A 26,219-nucleotide genomic window follows, 5' to 3' on the forward strand; every position below is an offset into this window, starting at 1 on the left:
CGGCCATGCGCGCGGTTCTGGAAATCGGTCGTTCGATACCCTAGATACGGAAATCGCGAAGGGGACTGCGGATGTCGAGCGGATTACTGGCCTATCTGGATTCGATCCGCGCCCGCGATCCCGCACCGCATTCGCGCGCCGAAATCATGCTGTATCCCGGCGTCTGGGCGCTCGGCTATCACCGGATCGCGCATCGCCTGTACAAGGCGAAGCTCTATTTCCTCGCGCGCTGCGTCAATCACTGGTCGCGCTTCACGACGGCGATCGACATCCATCCCGGCGCGACGATCGGCCGCAATTTCTTCATCGACCACGGCTTCGTGGTGATCGGCGAGACCGCGGAGATCGGCGACGACGTGACGATCTACCAGTGCGTCACGCTCGGCGGCACCAGCCCCGACAATGGCGTGCAGGGCAAGCGCCACCCGACTATCTCCGACGGCGCGATCATCGGCTCTGGCGCTCAGGTGCTGGGCCCGATCACGCTCGGCAAGCGCTCTCGCGTCGGCGCCAATGCCGTCGTCACGCGCGACGTCCCGGCGGGCACGACGGTGGTCGGCATCCCCGCCCGCGCAACGACGATCGAGGGCGGCAACGCGCCCGAGGTGCCGCGCTTCGTGCCTTACGGGACGCCGTGCAGCGAGATGTTCGATCCCGCCACGCAGAAGATGGAGATCATGAGGTGCGAGCTGGAGACGATGCGCAAGCGGCTCGACGCGCTGCTCGCCGATGAGCATCCAGAGGACCGTCGCGACCGCGCATGATGGTGGATAACTGATGGGCGTCGTTCCTTTTCCCACACCGTCCAAGGCGACGCAGGTCGGCTTCGAACGCCTCGAACTGAACCGTATCCTCGATCTCTACGGCCGGATGGTCGCAGCGGGCCACTGGCGCGACTATGCGATCGATCTCGGCAAGGATGCCGCGGTCTTCGCCGCCTTCCGCCGCGCCGCGGAACGGCCGGAGTTCAGGATCGAGAAACGCCCGTCGCTACGTAACAAGCAGGGCATGTGGGCGCTGATCGGCGAGGCCGGCGCGGTGGTGAAGCGCGGCCATGAACTCGGGCCTGTGCTGGCGCCAGTCGAGCGGCGGTTCATGAAGCTGGTCGAGGACTAAGGCGAGAATTCCTGATCCTCCCCCGCAAGGGGGAGGTGGCAGGCGCTTGCCTGACGGAGGGGGAGGAAAGGGCAACTTCTGTTCCGTGTCCTCCCCCTCCGTCACCTTCGGCGACACCTCCCCCTGGCGGGGGAGGATCGATAGGGTCACACCAATACTGGCGCGGTCTCGCGGTCCGCTTCGCCGAACACCCGCAGATACCGTGCGATCTCCGCGGGTTCGCCGGTCGCCTTTGCCGGATTGTCGGACAGTTTTACCGCCGGGCGGCCATTCGCAGCGATCACCTTGCAGACCAGCGAGATCGGCTCCAGCGCGGCCGCCCCATCGGGATCGCATCCGCGGAAGTCGTTGGTCAGGTTGGTCCCCCAGCCGAAGCTCATCCGCACCCGCCCGTGGAAATGGCGATACGTCTGCTCGATCGTGTCGATGTCCATCCCGTCGGAGAAGATCAGCAGCTTGGTCTTGGGATCGACGCCCTGTTCCTCCCACCAGCGGATGATCTGCTCGCCGCCCGCGATCGGCGGCGCGCTATCGGGACGGAAGCCGGTCCACTCCGCCAGCCAGTGCGGCGCGTTGCGCAGGAACGCAGTTGTCCCGAACGCGTCGGGGAGGGCGATCAGCAGATTTCCGTTATAATGTTGCCGCCAATGCTCGAGCACGCGGTACGGTGCCTCGGCAAGCTCGGCGTCGTTGTTTGCCAGCGCGGCGGTCACCATCGGCAGTTCGTGCGCGTTCGTCCCGATCGCTTCGAGGTCCGCATCCATCGCGAGCAGCACGTTGGAGGTGCCGATGAACCGGTCGCCGAGCCCTTCCTTCAACGCCTCTACGCACCAGCGCTGCCACAGGAACCCGTGCCGTCGCCGCGTGCCGAAATCCGACAGCACGAGGTCGGGCAACTCGCGCAGCCGCTCGACCTTCTCCCACAGCTTGGCCTTGGCGCGCGCATAGACGATGTCGAGCGCGAACCGGCCGCGATCGCGCAGGGCGGCACGCGACTTCAGCTCGTTGATGATCGTCAGCGCGGGGATCTCCCACATCGTCGTGTGAGTCCACGGCCCCTCGAAATGCAGCTCATACTGCCCGTCGACTTTCCGCAGGTCGTAGGCAGGCAGCTGGAACTCGGCGAGCCAGGCGAGGAACTCCGGGCCGAACATCTTCTGCCTGCCGTAGAAGCTGTTGCCCGCCAGCCAGATCAGCTCCTTCTTCGCGAACCGCAGCGTCCGCGCATGATCGAGCTGCGCGCGCAGTTCGGCTTCATCGACGATCTCCGCCAGCCGCACGGTCTTGCTTCGGTTGATGAGCGCGAAGGTGGCGCTGACGTCGGGATAGACCTGCCGGATCATCTGCAACATCAACAGCTTGTAGAAATCGGTATCCAGCAGGCTGCGCACGATCGGATCGAGCCGGAAATTGTGATTGTACGTCCGGGTGGCGATATCGGTCACGGCCATGCGCGTGGGCTCCTGCGTTGTTGCGGTGCGGGTGTCCGAGAAGACGCGTTTGTGTCAAGCAGCGGGCAAAGGAGACGGGCGATGGCGCGGTTCGTGGTCGTGGTGGATACGCAATGGGATTTCATGGCGGAGGGCGGCGCGCTGAGCGTGGCGGGGGCCGATGCACTGGTCGCGCCGATGCAGGCGTGGCTGTCGGCGCTGCCCGCTGCCGACACTGCGGGTGTCCTCTTCACCTTCGATACGCATTTCCGCGAGACCTACGCTGCCTCGCCCGAGGCGGCGATGTTCCCGATCCACTGCGTGCGGGGCACGAAAGGGTGGGGCAACATGCTCGACGTCGCGCTGGTCGATCCGGCGATCCCGGCGTGGCGGATCGAAAAGGGCGTGTTCGACATGTGGGCCGAGCCAGGGCTGGCGATCGAGGACGCGCGCGATGCGAGCAAGCCGACGATCCTGCGCGAAGACTTCTTCACCGCGTTGGCCGCGGACGGCGTCACCGACGTCACGGTGATCGGCGTCGCGGCGGACTACTGCGTCCGCTGGGCGGTCGAAGGCCTGATCGCGCGGGGCTTCACGGTGACTGTCCCGGCAGGGCTGACGCGCGGGATCGAACGGCAGATCGACGTGGTTGCCGCGGAAGATTTCGCGGGCAAGGCACGCGTCGTCTGACTTGACGTATCGCTGGACGGACGATCCTCGCCTTGGCGGGGAGGATCGGCGAGCGCCTACGCCATCGCCGCGAGCAACCGCCCGACATCCACCGTCGCGAACGACGCGAAATTGTCCGCCACGCCGAACGGCAGCAGCAACGTCCGATCATGGACGATCCCGCCGCAACTATAGACGACGTTGGGCACATAGCCGTCGCGTTCCTTCGGGCTGGGCACGATCAGCGGGTGCGTCATGCGGGCGAGCAGCCTGGTCGGGTCGGCCTTGTCGAGCAGGCATGCACCGATGCAGTAGTTGCGGACGCTGCCGACGCCGTGCGTCAGCACCAGCCAGCCCTCGTCGATCTCGATCGGCGATCCGCAATTGCCCATCTGGATGAACTCCCACGGCCATTTCGGCTCGACGATCCTGCTGCCGCCGTCCCAGGTCAGCAGGTCGTCCGAGGTGATGAACCAGATGTTCTCGTTGTCCTGCCGCCCGAGCATCGCATAGCGTCCATCGATCTTGCGCGGGAACAACGCCATGCCCTTGGTCGCGGCGACCGCGCCGCGCATCGGCTGCATCTCGAACGTCTTGAAATCCTCGCCGCGCAAGAGTTCGCACCGCGCTTCCGAGCCGCTGAACGCGGTATAGGTGCCGAGATACTGCACCTCGCCGGCGTCCTCGAAGCGAACGAGACGGAGATCCTCGATCCCCTGGCGCTGGCTCGGCAGGATCGGGAAAAGCACCGTCTCGGAGAGTTCGTGACTGGCGCCGCATTGCAGCCGCGTCGGGCCGCCATCGGTCGCGCCCTGGTCGTTCGGTTCGACCCGCGGCGGCACCGCGGTCTGGCTGGCGGGGTCGACCGAGAAGCCGTCGTTTGGCGACCAGCGTCCGGTCCTGAACGTGACCGACGAGACATGGCCTTCGCCGATCCCGCGCAGCGACAGGATGAAGCGCAGCCCGCCCTCGGGTGCACCGCTCTGATCGGGATGCAGGACCATGCTCGGATTGAACAACGCGGCGGCCTCGAACGAATATTCCTCGCTGAGATAGGCACCGATCAGCAGCTGCTGGTCGCGATCGATCGAACGTGGGTCGTTCACCACGGCCATCACGACGCCGAAGCGGTGCAGCAACAGATCGTCGACGTCGCGGTGGCGTTCGTCGAGCGACACCATCACGCGCTCGCGCTCCGCGGAAAGCTCGTCCGCGGTGAGCGACAGGACGCGGTCGATCACGCGGATCGCGCGCGGATGGCCGTCGACCTTGAACGCGCCGGGATATTCGACGTTGAACGGCCGGATCACGGTACGCGACGGATCGGGGCGCAACTGGATATCGGAAAAAGAGACGAGATCGGGTTCGGCCATGATCGGCTCCAATGACGCGCGCAGGAGCGCGGTGCTTGCCCGGCAGTGAACGCCGAAACCGCTGCGATGGCTACATGAAAACGGCGTCACGGATATGCGCTGCGTCGGTGCTGCAACCTTGCCGAAACACTGCGGAAAACATCGCCTGCCAGACGATGGCCTCGATCGATCGGAGGGGGCAGCGTGCAGACGTCATCATCACCGCAACCGTTGGCGGCGGCAGCAGGCTGCGCGCTTGGCCGTCATACGCCGCGGTCACGGCACCGCGACATCAAGGGCGAGCCGATCCAGCGCTCTGCCTGTCGGTGCTGCGGCGCGGCGATCCTGAAGTCCGCGGTCAGTCGCCGATGGATCGTCTCGGGACTGCTCGGATGAGCCGGCGACCGTGTTCACGAAAGGGGAAGACCTGATGAAAAAGACGATATTGGCCGGGCCGCTGATGGCCTTGGGGGTGTTCGCTGCAACACCCGCGGCGATCGCACAGCATGGCGGGGAACGTGGCCCTCCACCGGCAGCGATCGCCAGGATGCAGGCGCAGGAGGCCGACGACATCGCGCTTCTGCTCGGGCTGCGTGCGCCGCAACGTCCGGCGCTGGCTGCGTTCCTGCAGTCGATGGCGCCCCCTCCGCGTCCCGAGCATGGTCGGTCAACGGAGCCCGGAACGGACACGGCGCCACCAGCCGACGGATTTGCGCAGCATCTCGACCGGATGACGCAGGACGCCGCGCGGCGTTCGGCGGAGGATACGCAGCGTATCGCCGCGGCACGGACGTTCTACGCGGCGCTCGATGCGGGCCAGCGCCGGTCGTTCGAAGCGTTGATGCGGTTGCGGCATGGACCAGGACGGGGACCGGGGCCGCACGGACCGATGCACGACGGCGATGGCCCGCCACCGCCGATGGGCGGCATGCCACCGCGCCCCTGACGGATCAGGGTTCGGAGCTTGGCGGCGGCGGGGCGGGCGGTTCGTCCGAACCGTTCCGCCACGTCTCGGCACCCGCGCGGGGCAACTCGCCGCGGGTCAGCGCGCCATTGTGGTTCCGGTCGAGCGCGGCGAACCGCGTGGTTGCGGCCTTCGCGAACTCCGCCGGATCGATGCCGCGGTTCAGGTTGACGTCGGTGGCGATGACCGGCTCCGGCAGGTCGAAGAATCCGAAGCGCGCCGCACCGAGCCGTTCGTGGACCGCAGCGGTGCTTTTCTTGTCGCCATCGCCGAAATGCATGCCCTGGCCGCCGGCTCCGCCCCCGCCGCTACCACCTCCGCGGTTCCCCCCGCCCGGTCCGCCGCCGCCCGGCCCGCCACGGCTGCGCCCGCGGCCTTCGGGCGACCCGCCACGTCCACCCGACGTCACGCGGATCTCCGGGACCAGCACGTTTTCGTAAAAGGCGATGTCGTCGGGATCGATCTCGTCGTCCTTGCCCCGGTCGAGCACCGCGAAGAACCGCGTCGCATCGCGCTGGAACTCGGCCAGCGTGACGCGGCCGTCGCCATCAGCGTCGGCACCCGCGAACCAGAGGTCCTGCGCCGCACCCGATCGTTGCGACGCGCGAAACGGTTCGCCCATCGGACTGATGAAGAGCTGGCCTCTGCCGTGTTCCGGGCCACCGCCACGGTGCGGTCGGTGCGATCGGGAGGTATCCGCGGCGCACCCGGCCAGCGTGGCGGCAGGGCCGATCAAAAGGACGATACGCATGCAGACTCCTCGGTTCCTCGACGGCGGTCTGACACTGCGATCGTTGCCGCTAGATTTCAGACCATTTTCACACCGGCAGCGTTACTTGCGCGATCAGGCCTCCCTCGGGCCGGTTCGCGATCGTCGCGTCGCCGCCATGGCCGCGAGCGACCGCGCGGACGCTCGCCAGGCCGAGCCCGCTGCCGCCGGTGTCGCGGTTGCGCGATTGTTCGGCGCGGAAGAACGGCTCGAACGCGCGCTCCAGATCGGCCTGCGCCATTCCCGGACCGGAATCGGAAACCTCGACGATCGCGACTCCACCTTCGCGCCGCAGCCGCACGTCGGCGTGGCCGGCGTATTTGACGGCATTGCCGACGAGGTTCGCCAGCAGCGCCTTCAGCGACGGCGCATCGCCTTCGAGCGCCAGAGCGTCGCCCGGATGCAGCACGACCGCGTCGCCGCGGTCGGCGAAATCGTCCGTGACGCTCTCCGCCAGCGAGCGAAGGTCGAGCTTCTGGCGGCGGACATGGCGGGTCATGTCGCGGACGAACGCCATCGCCGAGCCGATCCGCTGGTTCATTTCCTGGATGTCGCCTTCGCTCGACGCACGGATATCGTCGGGCGCTTTTTCGAGCCGCAGCGACAACCGCATCAATGGCGTGCGCAGGTCATGCGCGACCGCGGCGATCAGCGTCGTCCGGTCCTCGACATACCGGTTCAGCCGCTCCTGCATCAGGTTGAACGCGCTGGCGGCCTCGGCGATTTCGGGCGGACCCGCGACCGGCAGTGGATCGGTCCGCGGATCGCGACCGAGCCGTTCGGCGGCGGCGGCGAACAGCTTGATCGGCTTGGCGACTCGTCGTGCGAGCGCCCAGGCGATCGGCGCTGCAACCGCCATCGCGACCAGGAACCACAGGATGATCCGCATCCGCCAAGGGCCGATCATGTTGTGGCTCGGCTGGATCACGCGCCACCGGCCGTCCGGTGTTTCGATCGAGACGACGAAGGGGCCGAACAACGCGGTATCGAACGATGGCGGATGATGCCGCGGTCCCATGCCCATCGCCATCGGCGGGCGAAACGCGCCGGCGAACATCGGCATCGCCGAGCGCTCGGTTTCCACGGTCACCTTCGTCCGGGGGAGACCGAGGTCGCCGGCGATCGACGCGGCGATGCGGCGATCGCGTGGATTGTCAGTCTGGCGTGGTGGTCCGTTCGATATCTCGCTCTTGAGCAACCCGGTAGGATCACGCCCCGCCCGTGCGACGGCGGCGACGCGATTGGCGGTGAAGATCGCCGGCGTCGGTGGCGGCATCATCAGCAGGATCACGAAGTTGAGGATCTGCACCAGCAGCACCGTTCCGAGCATCAGCGCGAAGATGCGGAGAAACAGCGGCCATGAACGCTGAACGCTGCTCCTCACTGGCGCACCACGCGCGGAACGAAGAAATAGCCTTCGTTGCGGATCGTCCGGATGATCTCGTCCCCGCGCGACCTGAGCTTGCGGCGCAAGCGGCTGACCTGGACGTCGATCGCGCGATCGAATGCTTCGGTGTCGGGCCCGCGTGCCGCCTCCAGCAGCGCGTCGCGCGCCAGCACGCGGCGTGGTCGCTCGACAAAGGCGCGCAGCACCGCGAACTCGCCATCGGTCAGGTCGATAAGCACGCCCTCGGGATCGAACAGTTCGTGCGAGGCGAAATCGACCCGCCAGCCGAGAAAACCGAACGCACGGCTTTCGCCCGCATCCTGCATCTCGCGGGCGCGCAATGCGGCACGGACGGTCGCCAGGATTTCACGCGGACTGCACGGCTTGGACAGGTAATGGCTCGCCCCGATCTCCAGCCCGAGGATCCGATCGGGTTCGTCGCCGAGCGCGCTCAGCATCACCACGGGCGGCGCGCCCGCTCGCGCCAGTCGACGGCAGGCCGACAGGCCGTCCTCGCCCGGCATCATCACGTCGAGCAGGATCAGCGACACCGGGCACCGCGCCAGCACGCCGTCCATTTCGGCGGCATTCGTCGCGGTCTCGACCTGATAGCCGTGCATGCCGAGGCTTTGCGCCAGCAGCGTGCGGATCATGTGATCGTCGTCGACCACCAGCAGCACGGGTTTCGTCGAATCGAGCGCGGAACGTGGAGTCATCGGGCGTTCCTGGGGCATGAGTGTGTTCGGCATGTTTCAGCATCGGCGGCGGCGGTGATTTCCGAAGCAGGACAAGCCATTAGACAATCCGCCGGGCTGCGACGAAATCGATGAACGCGCGAAGTGGCGCCGGCAGATATCGCCGACCGGGATAATAGAGGAACGGGCCGGAAAAGCGCTGCCACCATGGCTCGATCACGGGTAGCAGGGCGCCGCTGTCGAGATGCGGTCGCAGCCAATCCTCGAAGAGGTGGATGATGCCGGTCCCCGCGATCGCGGCGTCGACCGCGAGATCGGTCGCTGCGCCGATCCGGACGATCAACGGGCCGGTCGTCGCGACCTTGACGACCTCACCGTCGCGCTCGAACTCCCAATCGTCCATCGCGCCGCTGGCGAACTGACCGCGAATACAGGTGTGATCGAGCAGGTCGCGGGGATGCGAAGGCGTGCCGCGGCGCGCGAGATAGCCGGGCGACGCAGCGGTCGCGAAACGCTGTTCGCGCGGTCCGATCGGCACCGCGATCATGTCCTGTTCCAGCCGTTCGTCGTACCGGATTCCCGCATCGCATCCCGCCGCGAGCATGTCGACGAAGCCGTCCTCCGCAATCACGTGCAACTCGATGTCGGGATAGGCCGCCAGGAACGGGGGCACGATGCTGGGTAGGACCAGCCGCGCGGCGCTGACCGGCACGTTCAGCCGCAGCGGTCCGGACGGTGAATCGCGATAGCCGTTGACCATGTCGAGCGCCGCCTCGACTTCGGCCAGCGCCGGCCCGAGCCGGTCGAGCAGCCGCGCACCCGCTTCGGTTGGCGCGACGCTCCGCGTGGTCCGGTTCAGCAACCGTACGCCGAACTTCGCTTCGAGCCGCCTGACCGCTTCGCTCAGTCCGGAAGCGCTCCCGCCACTGGCGCGCGCACCTTCGCGAAAACCGCCCGCGCGGGCGACCGTGACGAATGCGTTCAGATCGCCGATGTCCGCTGCCATTGTGCGTCCTTCCGAACGGCCTGTGCCGATAATGCCCTGTTATCCCAAAATAGCGTCGGGTCCATATTGCGGTCACACAATGGAGGACACGACCATGACGCAGTTCGACACAGAGATTGCCGGCGCCGGCACCGTCAGATTGGGCGATCGTAGCGTGAAGCGGATCGGCTATGGCGCGATGCAACTCGCAGGGCCGGGCGTATTCGGTCCGCCAAAGGATCACGACGCGGCACTGGCGGTGCTTCGTGCGGCGGTGGCGGGCGGCGTCAACCATATCGATACGAGCGATTTCTATGGCCCGCACGTCACCAATCGCCTGATCCGCGAGGCGCTGCACCCGTATTCCGACGACCTCGTAATCGTCACCAAGATCGGCGCGCGGCGCGGGCCGGAAGGGTCATGGGACCTTGCTACATCGGCGGCGGAGCTGACCAGCGCGGTTCATGACAATCTGCGCAACCTCGGACTGGAGACGCTCGACGTCGTCAACCTGCGGATCATGTTCGACGTGCACGGACCCGCCGAGGGCTCGATCGCCGAGCCGCTTGCGACGCTTGTCGATCTCCAGCGGCAGGGTCTGGTCCGCCATATCGGGCTCAGCAACGTTACGCCGATGCAGGTCGCGGAAGGGCGGTCGATGGCGACGATCGCCTGCGTGCAGAACCAGTATAACCTCGCGTACCGCGACGACGACGCGCTGATCGACCATCTGGCGGACGCGGGGATCGCGTACGTCCCGTTCTTCCCGCTCGGTGGGTTCTCGCCGTTGCAGTCGACCGCGTTGTCGGACGTCGCGCGGAACCTGGACGCGACGCCGATGCAGGTTGCACTAGCCTGGCTGTTGCAGCGGTCGCCGAACATCCTGCTGATCCCCGGCACGTCGTCGGTCGGTCATCTGCACGAGAATTTGGCGGCTAAGGAGATCGTGTTGCCGGCCGACGCGATCGCGACACTCGATCGGATCGGGAAGGACGCCGCCAACGAGTAAGCATTTCCGTCCGGGCGGCGGACGGCTAACGGCAGCGTCATGGCCAAGAAACGCTACCTCACCGCGACGCTGCCCGACGGCTATGTGAAGACGATCGGCCCGACCGCGACGCCGTTCACGCATTACTGGCGGATCGTCGCGGTGCTGGCCAACGGCAAGACCGAGATCTTCTGGGGCCACACCAAATCGCTCGTCGAGGCGAAGAAGAAGCGCAACGCACTGGCCGAGGCCGCGACGCAACGCGGGTGGCAGCGCTACGACTTCGAGTTCGTCGAACTGGTGGCCTCCGACGGCTGATACCGTCCGCCGTTCAGGCGGGCGGTAACGCTTTCACCAGGTCGAGCACGCGCGCCGCCAGTTCCATCCGACAGATCAGCAGGTCGGGCAGATACGGATCGGCGCAATTATAGACGAGCGGCGATCCGTCGACGCGGCTGACGTGCAGCCCGGCCGCCTGCGCGACCGCGATCGGCGCGCAGTTGTCCCACTCATATTGACCGCCGGTGTGGAGGTAGATGTCCGCCTGGCCGCGGACCACCGCCATCGCCTTTGCGCCCGCCGAGCCCATCGGCACCAGCGTCGCCCCCAACGTCTCGGCGACCGCCACCGCCTCGCGTGCAGGCCGGCTGCGGCTGACCAGCATGCGGAGCGGATCGCCCGCCGGTTCCAGCGGCTTCGGCGAACCCGAGGTCAGCGTCATCCCGAGTCCCGGCAGCGCCACGGCGCCCACGATCGCGACACCGTCGATCGCAAGTGCGACGTGTACCGCCCAGTCGGTCCGCCCTTCGCCATATTCGCGCGTGCCGTCGAGCGGATCGACGATCCACGCGCGCCGCACCGAACAGCGATCGCCGGTATCCTTCTCTTCCTCGGATAGGATCGCATCGTCGGGCCGCGCCGCGCGCAGCATCCGCATGAGGAACCTGTTGGCCTGTTCGTCGCCCGCCTTGCCGAGATCCTTGCCGGTCAGCGCACTGCTTTTCTGCAACGCGAGCAATATCTCCCCCGCCTCGGTCGCGAGTCGTTCGGCGAGACGGACGTCGCTTTCGATGACCGTCATTTAAGCGGCATGATCTGGCGGACGATGAACGCGGCGGCTTCGGCCGGCGTCATCTCGACGGTGTTGACGCGAATCTCGGCATTCCGCGGCGCCTCGTAAGGACTGTCGATCCCGGTAAAGTTCTTCAAATCGCCCGCCCGTGCTTTTTTGTAGAGACCCTTCACATCGCGACCTTCCGCCACATTGAGCGGCGTGTCGACGAAGATCTCGATGAACTCGCCCGCGGGCAGCATCGCGCGCACCATGTCCCGCTCGGCACGGAACGGCGAGATGAACGCGGTGAGCACGATCAGCCCCGCGTCCGCCATCAGCTTGGCGACCTCGCCGACGCGCCGGATATTCTCGATCCGGTCGGCCTCGGTGAAGCCCAGGTCCTTGTTCAGGCCGTGACGGATGTTGTCGCCGTCCAGCAGGAAGGTGTGGCGGTTCATCAGGTTGAGCTGTTTCTCGACCTCGTTGGCGATCGTCGACTTGCCCGCACCCGACAGCCCGGTGAACCACAGCACCGCCTGTTTCTGGTTCTTCAGCCCGGCATGCGCCTCGCGGCCGATATCGGTCGCCTGCCAATGGACGTTCTGCGAGCGGCGCAGGCTGAAGTGGACCATCCCCGCCGCGACGGTCGCGTTGGTGATCTTGTCGATCAGGATGAACCCGCCGAGCACCTTGTTCGGTGCCGCGCCGTCCTGCGCATAGGCCTCGAACACGATCGCGCGGTCCGTCGTGATCTCCGCAACGCCGATCGCGTTCAATTCGAGCGTCTTGGTCGCGAGCCGCTCCATCGTGTTGACGTTGACTTGGTATTTCGGCTCGCGCACCGTCGCCGACACCATCTGCGTGCCGAGCTTCAACCAGTAGGAGCGGCCGACGATCAGCGGCTCGTCGTCCATCCAGACGATCGTCGTCTCGAACTGATCGGCGGTCTCGGGCGGCGCATCCGACGCAGCGATGACGTTGCCGCGCGAGCAGTCGATCTCGTCGGCGAACGACAGCGTGACCGACTGCCCCGCGACGGCCTCGTCGAGATCGCCGTCTAGCGTCGTGATCCGGCTGATCGTCGAGGTCTTGCCGCCGGGCAGGACGCGGATCGCATCGCCGGGCTTGACCGTACCGGCGGCAATCTGGCCCGAGAAACCGCGGAAATCGAGGTTGGGGCGGTTGACCCATTGCACGCTCATCCGGAACGGCTTGGCCTGATCGTCGTCGACATCGACATCGACGGCTTCGAGATGCTCCATCAGCGTCGGACCGGAATACCAGGGCATGGTTTCGGACCTGAGGGAGATGTTGTCGCCCTTGAAGCCCGAGATCGGCATCGGCGTGAACGCGGTGATGCCGATGCTCTTTGCGAACTCGGTATAGTCCGCGACGATCTCGTCGTAGCGCGCCTGATCGTAGCCGATCAGGTCCATCTTGTTGACGGCGAGCACGAGGTTCCGGATGCCGATCAGGTGCGCCAGGTAGCTGTGCCGCTTGGTCTGCGTGAGCACGCCCTTGCGCGCATCGACCAGGATCACGGCCAGATCGGCGGTCGAGGCGCCGGTCACCATGTTGCGGGTATATTGCTCATGACCCGGCGTATCCGCAACGATGAACTTGCGTTTTTCGGTCGAGAAAAAGCGATAGGCGACGTCGATCGTGATGCCCTGTTCGCGCTCGGCGGCAAGTCCGTCGACCAGCAGCGCGAAGTCGATCTCGCCACCTTGCGTGCCCACGCGCTTGCTGTCCGCCTCGAGCGCCGCGAGTTGATCCTCGAAGATCATCTTCGAATCGTACAGCAGCCGACCGATCAGCGTCGACTTGCCATCGTCGACCGAGCCGCAGGTGATGAAGCGCAACATCGTCTTGTTGCGATGCTGGTCGAGATACGCGTCGATATCCTCGGCGATGAGCGCGTCGGTCTGATAGGCCGACTCCTGGGTTGCGATGTCGCTCATCAGAAATAGCCCTCCTGCTTCTTCTTCTCCATGCCTGCGCCGCCGGCATCCTTGTCGATCGCGCGGCCCTGGCGTTCGCTGGTCGTCGTCAGCAGCGTTTCCTGGATGATCTCGGACAGCGTCGAGGCCGTGCTCTCGACCGCGCCGGTCAGCGGATAGCAACCGAGCGTACGGAAGCGGATCGAGCGATCGACCGGGACCTCGCCGGGTTCGAGGCGGAAGCGGTCGTCGTCGACCATCAGGAGCATGCCGTCGCGCTCTACCGTGGGGCGCACGCCCGCGTAGTAGAGCGGCACGATCGGCACGTCGTTGAGCTGGATATATTGCCAGACGTCGAGCTCGGTCCAGTTCGAGATGGGGAACACGCGGATGCTCTCGCCCTTCGATTTTCGGGCGTTGTAGAGGTTCCACAATTCGGGGCGCTGGTTCTTCGGATCCCAGCCATGCGTCGCGGTACGGAACGAGATGATGCGTTCCTTCGCGCGCGATTTCTCCTCGTCACGCCGCGCGCCACCGAACGCCGCGTCGAACCCGTGCAGGTTGAGCGCCTGCTTCAGGCCCTCCGTCTTCCACATGTCGGTGTGGAGTGCGCCGTGATCGAACGGATTGATCCCGCGCGCGGCGGCTTCGGGGTTCTGGTAGACCAGCAACTCCATGCCGCTCTCCGCCGCCATCCGGTCGCGCAACTTGTACATTTCCTGGAATTTCCAGGTCGTGTCGACGTGCAGCAGCGGGAAGGGCGGGGGCGACGGATAGAAGGCTTTCCGCGCAAGGTGCAGCATCACGGCCGAATCCTTGCCGACCGAATATAGCATCACCGGCTTGTCGGCCTCGGCGACGACTTCGCGCAGGATGTGGATCGCCTCCGCCTCGAGCCGTTCCAGATGGGTGAGTGTCTTCGCCATGATGTGTCTCCGCGGCGCCGTTTGCCCGGCGCAGGGCGGTGTCGGCAATCAATGCATTCTTCGGTCGGGGAACGCTTCGCTATCTCATGCCGCAATGACGGCGCCGCGCACCATGCACGATTTCGCGGCGAACCCTGCGCCGCAGTTGCCCGCCAGCGATCGACGCCGTACGCAACGCGCCTGTTTCGATCCGTCTGGGACCATGCCGCCATGTCCGTTGCATCTTTGAAAATGCGTTCCTGGCTGTTCGCGCCGGGGGACAGCGAGCGCAAGATGACCAAGGCGGTCGAGGGCAGCGCCGACATCGTCCTGTTCGATCTCGAAGACGCGGTGACGACCGAAAACAAGCCACTCGCGCGCCAGACCGTCCACGACGTGCTGACCGCGAACGTCGCGCACCGCGCGCGGATGTGGGTGCGGGTCAATCCGCTCGACGGGCCGTATACGCTGCCCGATCTCGCCGCGGTCATGCCCGCGCGGCCGGGCGGGATCATGCTGCCCAAGGTCACGGGCCGGCAGGACGTCGAACGTCTCGACCATTACCTGTCGGCGTTCGAGGCGGCGAACGGCATCGCGATCGGGTCGACCCCGGTGATCGTGCTGATCACCGAGACGGCGGAAGCTATGTTCCACACGGGCGACTATAAGGGCGCGCCTCGGGTGGTCGCGCTGACCTGGGGCGCGGAGGACCTGGCGGACTCGATCGGCGCGAGCGCGAACTGCAATCCGGATGGCAGCTATCGCTTTACCTACGAACTGGCGCGGTCGATGTGCCTGCTGGGTGCCGCGGCGGCAGGGGTCACCGCGATCGAGACGATCCAGGGCGACTTCCGCGATCTGGACACGCTGAAGACGCGCGCGGAGCAGGTCCGGCGTGACGGCTACCGCGGGATGCTCGCGATCCACCCGGCGCAGGTCGACGTGATCAACGCCGCCTTCACGCCGACCGAGGCGGAGATCGCCGAGGCGCAGGCGATCGTCGATCTGTTCGCGGCGAACCCCGGCTTCGGCACGATCGGCTACAAGGGCGGCATGCTCGACCGACCATATCTGTCGCGCGCGGAGCATCTGTTGCGGCAAATCGGGCGCGCGTGATCCGGGCGTCCTAGCCGACGCCCCATTCCGCCAGCAGCGCCGTGCCATCGGAGCTGGGGGCGATCCGGCCCGGCGTGCGGGACAGGCGCGGGGTAGGGGCTGCCTGCCAGATGCCGTCGATGACCACACCGCGATCCGCCATGTGGCGGTGCGTCGGCACCTCGTCGAGTTCGAGCACGGGCGCAAAGCAGGTGTCGGTGCCTTCCAGCGCATCGCACCACTCGTCCCGCGATCTGGTCACGAACACCGCGGCAAAGCGTCGCGCGGTTTCGGGCCAGCGCTCGACGACCATCTGGTCCGCCGCTAGGTCGGCGGGGAGCCCCAGATGATCGAGCAGTTCGGCATAGAATTTCGGCTCGATCGCGCCGACCGAGACGTACCGCCCATCGGCGCAGGTGTAACAGCGGTAGAACGGCGCCGCGCCGCCGAGCAGATTGCGCTCGCGGTCCATCGACATGACGCCGGCCGGGACCATTCCCGCGAACAGCGCCATCATCGACGAGACCCCGTCGACGATCGCTGCATCGACGACTTGCCCAAGCCCCGATCGCGCGCGTTCGAGTAACGCTGCCAGGATACCGGTAACGAGATACAGCGACCCGCCGCCGAAATCGCCGATCAGGTTGAGCGGCGGCGGCGGCGGCGTTCCTGGCGTGCCGATCGCCGCGAGCGCTCCACTGAGTGCGATGTAATTGAGATCGTGGCCCGCGACCTGCGCGAGCGGCCCGGTCTGTCCCCATCCGGTCATCCGCCCGTAGACGAGCCGCGGATTGCGTTCGAGCATGACGTCCGGACCAAGCCCGAGCCGTTCCATCACGCCCGGTCGAAGCCCTTCGATCACGACGTCGGCGCGGTCCGTGATCGCCAGCGCCTGCTCTCGCCCCTCCGGCGTTCGGATATCGAGCGCGAGCCGGGCGCGGCCGCGGTCGAGCACCGGATTGCGAAAGCCCCCGCCGGGCCGTTCGATCCGCAGCACCTCCGCGCGGAGATCGGAGAGCAGCATCGCGGCATGCGGGCCGGGCCCGATGCTGGCGAACTCGACGACGCGAAGGCCGGCGAGCGCGGTCACCGGGCAGGTTCTCTAACTGCTCGGTTTTCCTGCGAAAGCAGGAGCCCAGCATCACGAGCGTTGCCGTCCGTGGTCCTAGATTCCTGCGTGCGCAGGAAAACGAAGCGTTTGCGCGTCATTCGCCGATCAGTTCGACCGCCACCGCGGTGGCTTCGCCGCCACCGATGCAGAGCGCCGCGACACCCTTTTTCAGCCCACGTAGCTTCAGTGCGGCGACCAGCGTGGCGATGATCCGCGCACCGCTGGCGCCGATCGGATGGCCGAGCGCGGTGGCGCCGCCGTTGACGTTCAGCTTCTCGCGCGGGATGCCGAGCTCGCGCATCGCGATCATGGCGACGGTCGCGAACGCCTCGTTCACCTCGAACAGGTCGACGTCCTCGACGGTCCAGCCTGCACGGTCGAGAACCTTTCGGATCGCCGAGACCGGCGCGGTCGTGAACAGCGCGGGGGCATGCGCGTGCGCCGCGGTCGCAACGATCCGCGCTTCCTGCGCCAGGCCCAGCTTCTCGGCAACGCTCGCCCGCGTCAGCACGAGGGCGGCGGCACCGTCGGAGATCGAGGCGGAGGTGGCGGCAGTGATCGTGCCGTCCTTGGCGAATGCGGGGCGCAGGCCGGGGATCTTCTCGGGCTTGGCCTTGCCCGGCTGTTCGTCCTCGCTGACGATCACGTCGCCGCCACGCGTCTTGACGGTCACCGGCACGACCTCGTCCGCGAAGCCGCCGCTGGTGATCGCGGCGCTGGCGCGCGTCAGGCTTTCGATCGCGAACGCGTCCTGATCCTCGCGCGTGAACTGGTATTCGCCTGCGGTGTCCTCGGCGAAGGCGCCCATCGGCTTGCCCTTCTCGTACGCGTCTTCGAGGCCGTCCATCATCATCGAATCCGACACGACGTCATGGCCGATCCGTGCGCCAGAGCGGTGCTTGGCCAGCAGGAACGGCGCATTGGTCATGCTCTCCATGCCGCCGGCGATCACCACGTCGACGGTGCCGGCCATCAGCGCCTCGGTCGCCATGATGGTCGCCTGCATGCCGGAGCCGCACATCTTGTTGACGGTGGTCGCCTCGACCGAATTGGGCAAGCCGGCACCCAGTGCAGCCTGCCGCGCGGGGGCCTGGCCGAGCCCGGCGGGCAGCACGCAGCCCATGTAGATGCGGTCGATGATCGCCGGATCGACCTTCGAGCGCTCGACCGCCGCACGAACCGCAGTCGCGCCGAGTTCGACCGCCGTTACGCCGGACAACGCCCCCTGGAAGCCTCCCATCGGCGTGCGGGCATAGCTGGCGATGATGATCGGATCTTCGGACATGGTCTTCCCTCGTGGACTCGGCGTGAACTCGACGCGCTCGTACGACAGTGTCGGCGTACGACCCTCTCGACGGTGATATCGGTCTGCGTGCGCGAAATTGCCATACGACCGGGTATCCACCCTACTGGCGAGTAGTTGCGCGCGGCGCCGGCTATGTGTCAAGAACGGGTATGCCCGGCCAACCTGCATTGAGAACGCCGTCGCCGTCGCCGTTTCAAAGCTTGGCGGCGCGCGAGGCGCTGCGTCTCGAAAAGCGCGATGCGTTGCTGCGGGCGGCAGTGATGATGTTCAACGAGCGCGGGTTTCACGCGACGTCGCTTGACGATGTCGCGGCAAGCCTGGGCGTCACCAAGCCGGTGATCTACCATCATCTCGGCAACAAGGATCAGGTGCTGTTCGCGTGCGTTCGCATCGGTCTGGAGCAATTGCGTCTCGCCGCCGAACAGTCGCAGCGGATCGAGGGCGATGGACTGGAACGGCTAAAGGCGTTTCTCCGCCGCTATGCCGAAGTGACGATGGACGATTTCGGTCGCTGCGTCATCCGCACGCCCGACGAAGTCTTGTCGCCGGACGCGCGGAAGGAGTTTCGCGCTTTGAAGGCGGAGATCGACGCGACGATGCGGGCGATGATCGAAGCGGCAGTGGCGGATCGGTCGGCGACGGTGCTCGACGTGCGACTGACGGCGTTCACGCTCGCGGGTGCGCTCAACTGGCCGGCGCGCTGGTTTCGCGCGGACGGGCCGATGTCCGCGCAGGAGGTCGCGCGCGATATCGTCGAAATGCTGTGCGCCGGCTTGCGTCCGGCCCGTTGAGCGTTTGGACGATAGGGCAGCGCGATGCGTACGAAGTCGTCGGATCCGCACGGCGCTACCGGAGAAGATGGGATGCCCGTGGTTAGCACAGGTGTCGTCATCGTCGCGCAAGCCGGTGCGAATGCCGTGATTCTACGACGCGGGCGAAGCATGGTTCGTCCCCGGCGCGTCGGTTGCAGGCGTGGCCGTGCTGCAAATTATTCGAAGAGGATTCGCTCGACACCATGCTGATCTATCTCCTGTCCGACGCAAGCGCGGGTATCACCGGTTCGGACTTCACGATCGACGACGGACAGTCGTTGTGACCGCCCTTACGTCCCGCGCGCTGGCGATCGGCGAACAGGTCGAACGATTCGTCCGCGATGTCGTCGTGCCGTTCGAACGCGATCCGCGCCGCGGCAGCCACGGGCCGTCCGACGAGCTCGTCCAGGAGATGCGAGGGCTCGCCCGCGACGCCGGCGTCCTGACGCCGCATATCCTCGATGACGGCGATCACCTGACTCAGGCGGAGACCGCGCACGTCCTGATCCGCTCGGGCCTGTCGCCGCTCGGGCCGCTCGCGTGCAACACGATGGCCCCCGATGAGGGCAACATGTACCTGATCGGCAAGGCGGGGTCGGCGGCGCAGAAGGAGCGTTTCCTCGCGCCGATGGTCGCCGGCGACGCGCGCTCGGCGTTCTTCATGACCGAACCCGCGTCGGAGGGCGGCGCGGGCTCGGACCCGTCGATGATGCAGACCACCGCGCGGCTCGACGGCAACCACTGGGTGATCGATGGGCGGAAAGCGTTCATCACCGGCGCGGACGGCGCGAAGATCGGCATCGTCATGGCGCGGACCGATCCCGGCGACGGCAAGCTCGCGGCGACGATGTTCCTCGTCGACCTGCCCGATCCAGCGATCCGCATCGAACGCGTGCTCGACACGATCGACAGTTCGATGCCCGGCGGTCATGCGGTGATCGCGATCGATGGCTTGCGCGTGTCCGCCGACGCGATCCTCGGCGCGCCGCACGAGGGGTTTCGCTATGCGCAGGTGCGACTGTCGCCGGCGCGGCTGTCGCACTGCATGCGCTGGCTCGGCGCGTGCATCCGCGCGAACGAGATCGCCACCGACTATGCCTGTCGGCGCCATGCGTTCGGCAAGCCGTTGGTCGATCACGAGGGCGTCGGCTTCATGCTCGCCGAGAATTTGATCGACCTGCGTCAGGCCGAACTGATGATCGACTGGTGCGCAGGCGTGCTCGACGGGGGCTCGCTCGGCACCGCGGAGAGCTCGATGGCGAAGGTCGCGGTCTCCGAGGCATTGATGCGGATCGCCGATCGCTGCGTCCAGGTGATGGGCGGCACCGGCGTGACCGGCGACACGATCGTCGAGCAGGTGTTTCGCGAGATCCGCGCGTTCCGGATCTATGACGGCCCGACCGAGGTTCACAAATGGAGCCTGGCCAAGAAGATCAAGCGCGACTGGAAAGCGGCGCAGGCGTCCGAGACCACGGCATGAGCGAGCCGGCGTTCGCGGTAGGCGGACCTGCGCGTGACGCGCACCGGTTCGACGAGACGCGGTTGGCCGAACGGATGGCTGCGGACGTCGACGAATTTGCGGGTTCGCTCGTCATCGAACTGTCCAAGGGCAACTGGTCTGACCGGATCTTACCGCGTGATCACGCCTTGCGGCTGGTCGCCGACCTGCGGTGTATCGCTGACCTTGGTTGGCAACAGGCGGTGCGTGCGGGGACTTCGCGAAGGATGGGCAATGTCTGAACTGGAGTATTACGACGTATTGATCGTCGGCGCGGGCCATGCCGGGGCGCAGGCGGCGATCAGTCTGCGCCAGCGCAATCATGGCGGTACGATCGCGCTGCTCGGGGACGAGCCCTCGCTGCCGTACGAGCGACCGCCCTTGTCGAAGGAGTATCTCTCGGGGGACAAGCCGTTCGAGCGTATCCTCCTGCGCCCCGAAACGTTCTGGGGCGACCGCGGGATCACGTTGCGGCCTGGGCTGACCGTCGCGAGCGTCGATGTCGAGGCGCACCGAGTGACGACCGCGACCGGCGGCGTCATCGGGTATGGCACGTTGATCTGGGCCACGGGAGGCGCGCCGCGGCGGCTCACCTGCGCCGGCCATGACCTCATGGGAGTCCATAGCGTCAGGACACGCGCCGATGTCGACCGGATGATCGCCGAACTGCCCTCGGTCCAGCGCGTCGTCGTGATCGGTGGCGGCTATATCGGGCTCGAGGCAGCCGCGGTGCTCACCAAGCTCGGCAAGCATGTCACCCTGGTCGAGGCGCAGGACCGCGTACTGGCGCGTGTCGCGGGCGAGCCGTTGTCGCGGTTCTACGAAGCCGAGCACCGCGCGCACGGCGTCGACCTGCGGACGGGCGTCGCGGTGTCGTGCATCGAGGGGGCGGACTGCGCAGCATCCGCCGTCCGCCTCGCCGATGGCGAGCTGCTCGAATGCCAGATGGTGATCGTCGGGATCGGGATCGTGCCCGCCGTCGCGCCGTTGCTTGCGGCCGGGGCCGCGGGGGATAACGGCGTGTTGGTCGATGGCCATTGCCGCACGACGTTGCCCGACGTCTTTGCGATCGGCGACTGCGCGGCCCATGCAAACGCGTTCGCGAATGGCGCGACGATCCGCCTGGAGTCGGTGCAGAACGCGAACGACCAGGCGACGACCGTGGCCAAGATGCTGACCGGCGCGCCCGAGCGTTATCATGCGGTGCCGTGGTTCTGGTCGAACCAGTACGACCTCAAGCTCCAGACGGTCGGATTGTCGACGGGCTACGACGAAGCGGTTTTGCGCGGCGATCCCGCGGAGCGCAGCTTTTCGGTGATCTACCTGAAAGCCGGACGGGTGATCGCGCTCGACTGCGTCAACCGCGTGCGGGATTATGTGCAGGGCCGCGCACTGGTCGTCGGGTCGGTGCACGCCGACCCGACAGTGCTGGCTGACTCCATGATCGACCTGAAGACGATCCGCGCTGAGGACGAGGTGATTCTCGATTTCAAGCAACCTCGCTCATAAGGCAGGATGAGGACTCGAGTGGTTGTTGAGGGGCAAGGTCGGCGCTTCTTCGCCATCGGTCATCGCGATCGGCAGGATCGTGCCATCGGCGCCGTAGCGGACGCGGTCGATCGCCACCTGACGTTCACCCTTTAATTGTCCGGGACCCGGTCGCTGATCCCAGCGATGATACACGATCAACCACTCGCCCTGAGGTGTGCGGATGAAGCTGTGGTGGCCCGGCCCTTGATGCCGCGCATCGCTCGTCAGGATCGCGCCGCGGTATCGCCATGGTCCGACTGGGGAGCGGGCGGTGGCGTAATGGACCGAATAATCCGGGCGATCCCAATGGCCGTGGCTGTATGACAGGTAATATACGCCGTTCCGCTCATGCAGGAACGCGCCTTCGGTGAAATTGGCGGGCTGGTCGACCGCAACTTCGCGGGCGAGACTGACCATGTCGCGACCGAGTTCCCAGACGCGCAGCTTCGCGCCGGTGCTGCCGCCTGCATAGAGGTAGGCCTTGCCCGAACGCGGATCGACGAACGCCATCGGATCGATCGCCTCGAACTCGCCGTTCGCGCTTCGTCCGCCGGTGACGAATGGACGTCCGCTGTCGCGATACGGTCCCTGCGGCGCATCGGCGACCGCGACGCCGATCCGGCTCGGTGTCGGATTCTGCGGCCCGACCGAATAATAGATATACCATTTGCCGCCGCGCGCCGCGACGCCGGGTGCCCAGAGGAAATGCGCCTTCGCACCATCGTCGCCGATCCAGCGGATCTGATCGCGGCGGAGGATTTCACCGTGGCTGGTCCAGGTCTTTAAATCGCGCGACGAGAAGGCCCCGAACCGGTCCGCCGCCCAGCTTCCGCCGGGGCCGCCGGTCGGGAAGATCCACATCTCGCCATCGATCATCATCGCGTGTGGATCGGCACCCTGGAACACCGGGTTGCGGGCGATCGCCGCGGTTGCAATGACGAGCGCGACACCGACCGCGCTGACAATCCAGCGCATTCCGGACCGGCGCATCATTGCGCGGGCTGTCCATAGTCGAGCACGAACACCGGCCCGAGATCGAGCACCTGCTTGGCGGAGTCCAGGTGCAGCGCCGCGTTCAATTGGCGGGGGCCGTAGTCCTGGTCCGCGATGCCCTTCAACTGGTACATCTTCCAGTCCCGGCTAACCTCGAACGGCTGCTCGAAGATTGCCCTGACGACCGGCGTCGCCTCCAGCTGAACGCGCCCGATCCTGCCGGGTGCGCCATTCTCGGTCTCTTCCGCACGCGCCCAGAAGGCGATGACGATCTGGTCGCCCTTCCTGACCGGCTTCAGTACCGGGGTGGTCACGCCAACTCGCCAGAAGTCTGTATGCCCCTTCAACGGCACACGAAGCGCCTTGCCGAACTGGACGGACTTGTCGGCGCGGACCGTAGGAGTAAGCCGCAACCCGTACGGATTGAGTGCATCCACCCGCGGATCGTTGACGAGCCGGTCCGCCATGCTCGGGGTATCTGCCGCCACGATCGGCGACGCCAAAAACGCGGTCAGCCCCAGCGCGGCGAGGACAGTCATTCGCATGATCGTAACTCCTGTGCTCGCTGTGTCAGGTCAGAACCGAAACCGTACGCCGAGCGAATAGGTGCGCTCGAGGTAGAAGATCTGACGCGCGAACTGATCGCCCGCGTCATCGAACTGTCGATAACGACGGATCGGATTACCCAGTACGTTGACGATATCGAACGCGAGCGTGACGTTGGGGATCGGCGTTACCGTCGTCGACAGATCGAGCTGGCCACGACCCTTTTCGATCACACCGCCAGTACGTTGCGCGCCGTTGGCATCGACGTCGAGCGGCTCCTGGCTGTAATATTGAACGAAGTCGGAGCGGAAATTATATGCGACGCGTGCGGAGAAGAACGGCCGTTCGTACAACCCGACCAGATTATAGGTCCATTTCGACACGCCGTTGAACCGTTGCTGCTGGCCCGCGACGTTGGGCGAGAGCGCGAGCGTCGACGCCAAATCGCCCTTGGAATCGACATAGGTGCCGTTTGCCTGCAGCCCGAAACCCTTGGCCCAATCGGGCAGGCCGTCGATATCGAGGAAGCTGGTGAATCCGACCTCCACGCCCTGGAAACGCGTGGCACCGGTATTCTCGGGCTGTGTGAAACGCACCCGACCATAGGTCGGATCGTTGGTGAAGACGGTGGTGTTCGAGATGAAGCCTTGCGCATCACGGCGGAAGATCGCGCCGGTCAGCGACCCCGTGCGCGAGAAATACCATTCGAGGCTCGCGTCGTAGTTGTTCGAGGTCAGCGGCGACAGGTTCGGGTTGCCGGCGTTGATGGTGCGCACGTTGCTGTTGGGGTCGTTGGGGTTGGGCGGATTGTTGGGATCGATCGTTGGCGGCGATCCCACCGTCAGCGCCGGGTTGAGATCGAAAAAGTTCGGTCGCGTGCGCGTCTGCGTATAGGCGAGCCGCAACTGGAGTTCGTCCGTCGCGGCGATGCGGGCGCTGACGTTCGGCAGGTAATCGGTATATTCGTTCTTTGCGGTGACCGGCGTGATGACGAAGACGCCGGGACTTGTTTCGTCGCGCAGGAAGCCGCTGGTCGTGTTCTTGGTACGAACCGCGCGCAGCCCGACCACGCCATCGACGACGACGCTGCCGATGTCGAAGCCGTATTTGACTTGCGCATACCCGGCCAACGCCTTCTCGTTCGCGCGGAAATTCTCCGACGGATTGAAGTCCGGCCGTCCTGCGGGGGCACCGTAGAATGTTCGCAAGGCGGCTAGGTTGTTGCGAATGCTGTTCGACGGGATCGCGGTGAAGGTATGGATCGGGAAGGTGTTGTTGTACCCGAACCCGGCCAGCGTGCTTTCCGTCGTCACCGGCAGCGCAGAAATCGGCAGCTGTGCGGGCAGGTTGAAGATATAGGGTGCACCGCGATCGCGATTGGCGTCGCGATCATTGTAGCGGACGCCAAACTGGAGACGCCTCAACAGGCCGTCGCCCATGTCGTACTGAACGTCGGCGCGCGACTGGATGTCCTTGCCGCCGACTTTCAGATGTTCCTGGAAGAAGCCACGGCTGAGATAGTTTGCGGGGTCGGTAAGATTGAAATTGCCCAGGTTGAAGGTCGGGCCGCCGTCCGTGCCGGGGGATTCGAACACGACGTTGCGTACCGGCGAACTGCGGAACGTATAGTCGATGTTGATCAGATCGAACGTGTAGGTGCTGTCCGTGTACGCGATGTCGCCCGAGATCTGGAGGTTGTCGTGCTTCCAGATGGCGCCGCCGCCGGCCTGATAGGTGTTGGTCGTGCCATTCGCCGAGCCGTAATAGCCGTCCGGTGCATTCGCGCCGGTGACGGTCGCGCTCTGGGCCACGTTCGGGTTGCCGGTGCGCGTAGTGAGGTTGGTCAACTGGAAGTCGGGGCCACCGAAGATCGGAACGAACATGAACCGGTTCGAGTCTCGTCCGCGATAACCCTGGTAGAGCCCATCCACATAGATTTCGAGTTCGGGCGTGGGCTTCCACTGGAACGCAGCGTTCGCGGAGGGCCGCCAGCGTTTGCCGTAGCCGAGGAAAAGCGACTGTGCGTCCGGATAGCGAACGCCACCAGCGGTTCCTGGCGCGTTCGCCGCGTTGGTCGTGCCGATCACCAACGATTGCTCTCGGAGCGAATCCAGGAAGTTGATGCCCACATAGGACGCGTTGACGAGCAGGCCCATCTCGCCGATCCCGGTGTTCCAGCGGTCGCTGACGAGGAGATTGCCGTTCCACGACATCTTTCCCGATTGCTGCCAGTTCACGCCGTTCAACGACCCCGACAATTCGAAGCCGTCAAAGTCGAACGGCCGCCGGCCGCGGACGTTGACCTGGCCGCCGATGCCGCCCTCGATCAGGTTTGCGGTGCCAGATTTGTAGACTTCGAGCGCAGCCACGGTGCCGGCGGGGAAATCCTGGATCTGGACGAAGCGACCTTCGGCGGTGAAGATTTCCCGGCCGTTATAGGTAGTGCTGAGATCGGGCAGGCCGCGGACCGTAACGCCGGCCGACTCGCCGCCGCCACGCGAGACCTGCACGCCGGACACGCGGGCCAGTGCCGACGAGGCAAAGGTGTCGGGCAGCTTGCCGATGTCCTCGGCAACGATGGCGTCGACGATGCCGTCCGAGTTGCGCTTGATCGCCTGTGCCGATTGGAGGCTGCGACGAAGCCCGGTGACTACGATCTCGCCGTTGTCCTCCTTGGGGCTCTCCTGCAGCGAGGGCTGCGGCGCCGCGGGGTTCGCGTTCTGATCGGAGGCGGTGGTCGGCTTGGGGAGATCCTGGCCGCCCGCCCTGGTTTTTGCTGTCGATTTGTCGGAGGTCTGTGCAGTGGCGGACGCTGTGGTAACCAGCGCCATGGCGGCCACGGACGCGCACAGAAGTGCCTTAGCTTTCATGTCTCTCTCTCCCCTTTAGTGTCGATGGTTTTCCATGCGACTTGGCTTCACGCTAAAATGATCCGGCGGGACTGGCAACTGTTTGTCGGACAAGACTGAACGATTCTTCACTCGGTTGTTGGCGATCCGGAACGTGGCTCGCTAGGATGGCGAAAGGCGCGGCGAACAGCGCTGGGGTGATGCGGCGTATCGTCGAGCGAACGA

At 65.9% G+C, this 26,219-nt stretch carries 27 protein-coding genes; 13 read left to right on the plus strand and 14 right to left on the minus strand.

Translation table 11 applies throughout. The annotated features are described in order from the left end of the window. Positions 1-71 precede the first annotated feature (71 nt). Together epsC and C8J45_RS08465 are read left to right on the plus strand one after the other, a co-directional pair. Positions 72-764 carry a serine O-acetyltransferase EpsC gene (gene epsC, locus C8J45_RS08460; protein WP_056057758.1) on the plus strand — a complete coding sequence of 231 codons (693 nt, stop codon included), beginning with the start codon at positions 72-74 and terminating at the stop codon, positions 762-764. Positions 765-777: 13 nt separating this feature from the next. Next, positions 778-1,116: a DUF2794 domain-containing protein gene (locus C8J45_RS08465; protein ID WP_056051400.1), complete on the plus strand. Its 339-nt coding sequence runs from the start codon at positions 778-780 to the stop codon at positions 1,114-1,116. A 146-nt stretch (positions 1,117-1,262) separates the two neighbouring features. Here the strand turns inward: C8J45_RS08465 and pncB are convergent, their stop codons facing one another. Further along, positions 1,263-2,567: a nicotinate phosphoribosyltransferase gene (pncB, locus tag C8J45_RS08470; RefSeq protein WP_107962806.1), complete on the minus strand. Its 1,305-nt coding sequence runs from the start codon at positions 2,565-2,567 to the stop codon at positions 1,263-1,265. Positions 2,568-2,648: 81 nt separating this feature from the next. On the opposite strand from pncB, the gene C8J45_RS08475 reads away from it, so the two are divergent. After that, a complete protein-coding gene (locus C8J45_RS08475; protein WP_107962807.1) occupies positions 2,649-3,236 on the plus strand; it encodes an isochorismatase family protein in 588 nt (195 codons plus the stop codon). A gap of 56 nt (positions 3,237-3,292) precedes the next feature. Here C8J45_RS08475 and C8J45_RS08480 read toward each other — a convergent pair whose 3' ends face one another. Beyond that, entirely contained in the window at positions 3,293-4,588 is a 1,296-nt protein-coding gene (locus C8J45_RS08480) for a glycoside hydrolase family 130 protein (RefSeq protein WP_107962808.1), read from the minus strand. Between the two features lie 183 nt (positions 4,589-4,771). Here C8J45_RS08480 and C8J45_RS18895 point away from each other — a divergent pair, with 183 nt between their 5' ends. Continuing rightward, positions 4,772-4,963 carry a hypothetical protein gene (locus tag C8J45_RS18895; RefSeq protein ID WP_146168592.1) on the plus strand — a complete coding sequence of 64 codons (192 nt, stop codon included), beginning with the start codon at positions 4,772-4,774 and terminating at the stop codon, positions 4,961-4,963. A 34-nt stretch (positions 4,964-4,997) separates the two neighbouring features. Continuing rightward, a complete protein-coding gene (locus tag C8J45_RS08490; protein WP_146168593.1) occupies positions 4,998-5,513 on the plus strand; it encodes a Spy/CpxP family protein refolding chaperone in 516 nt (171 codons plus the stop codon). A gap of 4 nt (positions 5,514-5,517) precedes the next feature. Here the strand turns inward: C8J45_RS08490 and C8J45_RS08495 are convergent, their stop codons facing one another. The 4 genes from C8J45_RS08495 to C8J45_RS08510 all read right to left on the minus strand — a co-directional run bounded on the left by C8J45_RS08495 (position 5,518) and on the right by C8J45_RS08510 (position 9,388). Beyond that, positions 5,518-6,282 (minus strand): calcium-binding protein, encoded by a 765-nt coding sequence (locus C8J45_RS08495; RefSeq protein ID WP_107962811.1) that lies wholly within the window; start codon positions 6,280-6,282, stop codon positions 5,518-5,520. A 67-nt stretch (positions 6,283-6,349) separates the two neighbouring features. Next, a complete protein-coding gene (locus tag C8J45_RS08500) occupies positions 6,350-7,684 on the minus strand; it encodes a HAMP domain-containing sensor histidine kinase (protein WP_258191367.1) in 1,335 nt (444 codons plus the stop codon). Further along, positions 7,681-8,403 (minus strand): response regulator, encoded by a 723-nt coding sequence (locus tag C8J45_RS08505; RefSeq protein ID WP_181321160.1) that lies wholly within the window; start codon positions 8,401-8,403, stop codon positions 7,681-7,683. Before C8J45_RS08505 ends, C8J45_RS08500 begins: the two co-directional genes overlap by 4 nt. A gap of 79 nt (positions 8,404-8,482) precedes the next feature. Beyond that, positions 8,483-9,388: a LysR family transcriptional regulator gene (locus C8J45_RS08510; RefSeq protein WP_107962813.1), complete on the minus strand. Its 906-nt coding sequence runs from the start codon at positions 9,386-9,388 to the stop codon at positions 8,483-8,485. A gap of 94 nt (positions 9,389-9,482) precedes the next feature. On the opposite strand from C8J45_RS08510, the gene C8J45_RS08515 reads away from it, so the two are divergent. After that, entirely contained in the window at positions 9,483-10,376 is an 894-nt protein-coding gene (locus C8J45_RS08515; protein WP_107963003.1) for an aldo/keto reductase family oxidoreductase, read from the plus strand. Between the two features lie 39 nt (positions 10,377-10,415). Then, on the plus strand, positions 10,416-10,673 hold the full coding sequence (locus C8J45_RS08520; protein WP_107962814.1) for a hypothetical protein: 258 nt from the start codon (positions 10,416-10,418) through the stop codon (positions 10,671-10,673). Between the two features lie 13 nt (positions 10,674-10,686). Here C8J45_RS08520 and C8J45_RS08525 read toward each other — a convergent pair whose 3' ends face one another. The 3 genes from C8J45_RS08525 to cysD are packed head-to-tail and all read right to left on the minus strand — an operon-like array spanning position 10,687 to position 14,275. Beyond that, positions 10,687-11,436, minus strand: coding sequence for a 3'(2'),5'-bisphosphate nucleotidase CysQ (locus tag C8J45_RS08525; RefSeq protein WP_107962815.1), 750 nt, complete (start codon positions 11,434-11,436; stop codon positions 10,687-10,689). Beyond that, on the minus strand, positions 11,433-13,370 hold the full coding sequence (gene cysN / locus C8J45_RS08530; protein WP_107962816.1) for a sulfate adenylyltransferase subunit CysN: 1,938 nt from the start codon (positions 13,368-13,370) through the stop codon (positions 11,433-11,435). Before cysN ends, C8J45_RS08525 begins: the two co-directional genes overlap by 4 nt. Beyond that, positions 13,370-14,275: a sulfate adenylyltransferase subunit CysD gene (cysD, locus tag C8J45_RS08535; protein WP_107962817.1), complete on the minus strand. Its 906-nt coding sequence runs from the start codon at positions 14,273-14,275 to the stop codon at positions 13,370-13,372. Before cysD ends, cysN begins: the two co-directional genes overlap by 1 nt. Before the next feature lie 231 nt (positions 14,276-14,506). On the opposite strand from cysD, the gene C8J45_RS08540 reads away from it, so the two are divergent. Continuing rightward, positions 14,507-15,370, plus strand: coding sequence for a CoA ester lyase (locus C8J45_RS08540; protein WP_258191368.1), 864 nt, complete (start codon positions 14,507-14,509; stop codon positions 15,368-15,370). 10 nt (positions 15,371-15,380) lie between these two features. On the opposite strand, the gene C8J45_RS08545 is transcribed toward C8J45_RS08540, so the two are convergent. After that, positions 15,381-16,439 (minus strand): CaiB/BaiF CoA-transferase family protein, encoded by a 1,059-nt coding sequence (locus C8J45_RS08545; protein WP_107962819.1) that lies wholly within the window; start codon positions 16,437-16,439, stop codon positions 15,381-15,383. 115 nt (positions 16,440-16,554) lie between these two features. After that, on the minus strand, positions 16,555-17,745 hold the full coding sequence (locus C8J45_RS08550) for an acetyl-CoA C-acyltransferase (RefSeq protein ID WP_107962820.1): 1,191 nt from the start codon (positions 17,743-17,745) through the stop codon (positions 16,555-16,557). A 170-nt stretch (positions 17,746-17,915) separates the two neighbouring features. Between C8J45_RS08550 and C8J45_RS08555 the strand changes: the two genes are divergently transcribed. The 5 genes from C8J45_RS08555 to C8J45_RS08570 all read left to right on the plus strand — a co-directional run bounded on the left by C8J45_RS08555 (position 17,916) and on the right by C8J45_RS08570 (position 21,585). Next, complete coding sequence (locus tag C8J45_RS08555) at positions 17,916-18,557, plus strand: TetR/AcrR family transcriptional regulator (RefSeq protein WP_107962821.1); 642 nt, start codon at positions 17,916-17,918, stop codon at positions 18,555-18,557. A 173-nt stretch (positions 18,558-18,730) separates the two neighbouring features. Continuing rightward, a complete protein-coding gene (locus C8J45_RS19575) occupies positions 18,731-18,862 on the plus strand; it encodes a hypothetical protein (RefSeq protein WP_258191369.1) in 132 nt (43 codons plus the stop codon). Next, on the plus strand, positions 18,859-20,058 hold the full coding sequence (locus C8J45_RS08560; RefSeq protein WP_107962822.1) for an acyl-CoA dehydrogenase family protein: 1,200 nt from the start codon (positions 18,859-18,861) through the stop codon (positions 20,056-20,058). The genes C8J45_RS19575 and C8J45_RS08560 overlap by 4 nt, the downstream gene beginning before the upstream one ends. Continuing rightward, a complete protein-coding gene (locus tag C8J45_RS08565; protein ID WP_107962823.1) occupies positions 20,055-20,318 on the plus strand; it encodes a hypothetical protein in 264 nt (87 codons plus the stop codon). The genes C8J45_RS08560 and C8J45_RS08565 overlap by 4 nt, the downstream gene beginning before the upstream one ends. Further along, positions 20,311-21,585, plus strand: coding sequence for an NAD(P)/FAD-dependent oxidoreductase (locus tag C8J45_RS08570; protein WP_107962824.1), 1,275 nt, complete (start codon positions 20,311-20,313; stop codon positions 21,583-21,585). The genes C8J45_RS08565 and C8J45_RS08570 overlap by 8 nt, the downstream gene beginning before the upstream one ends. Here the strand turns inward: C8J45_RS08570 and C8J45_RS08575 are convergent. From C8J45_RS08575 to C8J45_RS08585, 3 genes are read right to left on the minus strand one after another with little or no spacing between them, the layout of a single operon-like run. Further along, complete coding sequence (locus tag C8J45_RS08575) at positions 21,580-22,599, minus strand: family 43 glycosylhydrolase (RefSeq protein WP_258191370.1); 1,020 nt, start codon at positions 22,597-22,599, stop codon at positions 21,580-21,582. The genes C8J45_RS08570 and C8J45_RS08575 overlap by 6 nt on opposite strands. Next, positions 22,596-23,144: a hypothetical protein gene (locus C8J45_RS08580; protein WP_107962825.1), complete on the minus strand. Its 549-nt coding sequence runs from the start codon at positions 23,142-23,144 to the stop codon at positions 22,596-22,598. The genes C8J45_RS08575 and C8J45_RS08580 overlap by 4 nt, the downstream gene beginning before the upstream one ends. A 30-nt stretch (positions 23,145-23,174) precedes the next feature. Beyond that, positions 23,175-26,015 (minus strand): TonB-dependent receptor, encoded by a 2,841-nt coding sequence (locus C8J45_RS08585; RefSeq protein ID WP_107962826.1) that lies wholly within the window; start codon positions 26,013-26,015, stop codon positions 23,175-23,177. Positions 26,016-26,219 lie beyond the last annotated feature (204 nt).

It is taken from the genome of Sphingomonas sp. PP-CE-3G-477, assembly GCF_003050745.1.
Lineage (GTDB): Bacteria > Pseudomonadota > Alphaproteobacteria > Sphingomonadales > Sphingomonadaceae > Sphingomonas.

What these genes read in the sequence shown, in the direction of transcription:
- epsC (WP_056057758.1), top strand. Translation starts at nt 72, where the DNA reads ATGTCGAGCGGATTACTGGCCTATCTGGATTCGATCCGCGCCCGCGAT.
- C8J45_RS08465 (WP_056051400.1), top strand. Translation starts at nt 778, where the DNA reads ATGGGCGTCGTTCCTTTTCCCACACCGTCCAAGGCGACGCAGGTCGGC.
- pncB (WP_107962806.1), bottom strand. Translation starts at nt 2,567, where the DNA reads ATGGCCGTGACCGATATCGCCACCCGGACGTACAATCACAATTTCCGG.
- C8J45_RS08475 (WP_107962807.1), top strand. Translation starts at nt 2,649, where the DNA reads ATGGCGCGGTTCGTGGTCGTGGTGGATACGCAATGGGATTTCATGGCG.
- C8J45_RS08480 (WP_107962808.1), bottom strand. Translation starts at nt 4,588, where the DNA reads ATGGCCGAACCCGATCTCGTCTCTTTTTCCGATATCCAGTTGCGCCCC.
- C8J45_RS08490 (WP_146168593.1), top strand. Translation starts at nt 4,998, where the DNA reads ATGAAAAAGACGATATTGGCCGGGCCGCTGATGGCCTTGGGGGTGTTC.
- C8J45_RS08495 (WP_107962811.1), bottom strand. Translation starts at nt 6,282, where the DNA reads ATGCGTATCGTCCTTTTGATCGGCCCTGCCGCCACGCTGGCCGGGTGC.
- C8J45_RS08505 (WP_181321160.1), bottom strand. Translation starts at nt 8,403, where the DNA reads ATGACTCCACGTTCCGCGCTCGATTCGACGAAACCCGTGCTGCTGGTG.
- C8J45_RS08510 (WP_107962813.1), bottom strand. Translation starts at nt 9,388, where the DNA reads ATGGCAGCGGACATCGGCGATCTGAACGCATTCGTCACGGTCGCCCGC.
- C8J45_RS08515 (WP_107963003.1), top strand. Translation starts at nt 9,483, where the DNA reads ATGACGCAGTTCGACACAGAGATTGCCGGCGCCGGCACCGTCAGATTG.
- C8J45_RS08520 (WP_107962814.1), top strand. Translation starts at nt 10,416, where the DNA reads ATGGCCAAGAAACGCTACCTCACCGCGACGCTGCCCGACGGCTATGTG.
- C8J45_RS08525 (WP_107962815.1), bottom strand. Translation starts at nt 11,436, where the DNA reads ATGACGGTCATCGAAAGCGACGTCCGTCTCGCCGAACGACTCGCGACC.
- cysN (WP_107962816.1), bottom strand. Translation starts at nt 13,370, where the DNA reads ATGAGCGACATCGCAACCCAGGAGTCGGCCTATCAGACCGACGCGCTC.
- cysD (WP_107962817.1), bottom strand. Translation starts at nt 14,275, where the DNA reads ATGGCGAAGACACTCACCCATCTGGAACGGCTCGAGGCGGAGGCGATC.
- C8J45_RS08540 (WP_258191368.1), top strand. Translation starts at nt 14,507, where the DNA reads ATGCGTTCCTGGCTGTTCGCGCCGGGGGACAGCGAGCGCAAGATGACC.
- C8J45_RS08550 (WP_107962820.1), bottom strand. Translation starts at nt 17,745, where the DNA reads ATGTCCGAAGATCCGATCATCATCGCCAGCTATGCCCGCACGCCGATG.
- C8J45_RS08555 (WP_107962821.1), top strand. Translation starts at nt 17,916, where the DNA reads ATGCCCGGCCAACCTGCATTGAGAACGCCGTCGCCGTCGCCGTTTCAA.
- C8J45_RS08565 (WP_107962823.1), top strand. Translation starts at nt 20,055, where the DNA reads ATGAGCGAGCCGGCGTTCGCGGTAGGCGGACCTGCGCGTGACGCGCAC.
- C8J45_RS08570 (WP_107962824.1), top strand. Translation starts at nt 20,311, where the DNA reads ATGTCTGAACTGGAGTATTACGACGTATTGATCGTCGGCGCGGGCCAT.
- C8J45_RS08575 (WP_258191370.1), bottom strand. Translation starts at nt 22,599, where the DNA reads ATGATGCGCCGGTCCGGAATGCGCTGGATTGTCAGCGCGGTCGGTGTC.
- C8J45_RS08580 (WP_107962825.1), bottom strand. Translation starts at nt 23,144, where the DNA reads ATGCGAATGACTGTCCTCGCCGCGCTGGGGCTGACCGCGTTTTTGGCG.
- C8J45_RS08585 (WP_107962826.1), bottom strand. Translation starts at nt 26,015, where the DNA reads ATGAAAGCTAAGGCACTTCTGTGCGCGTCCGTGGCCGCCATGGCGCTG.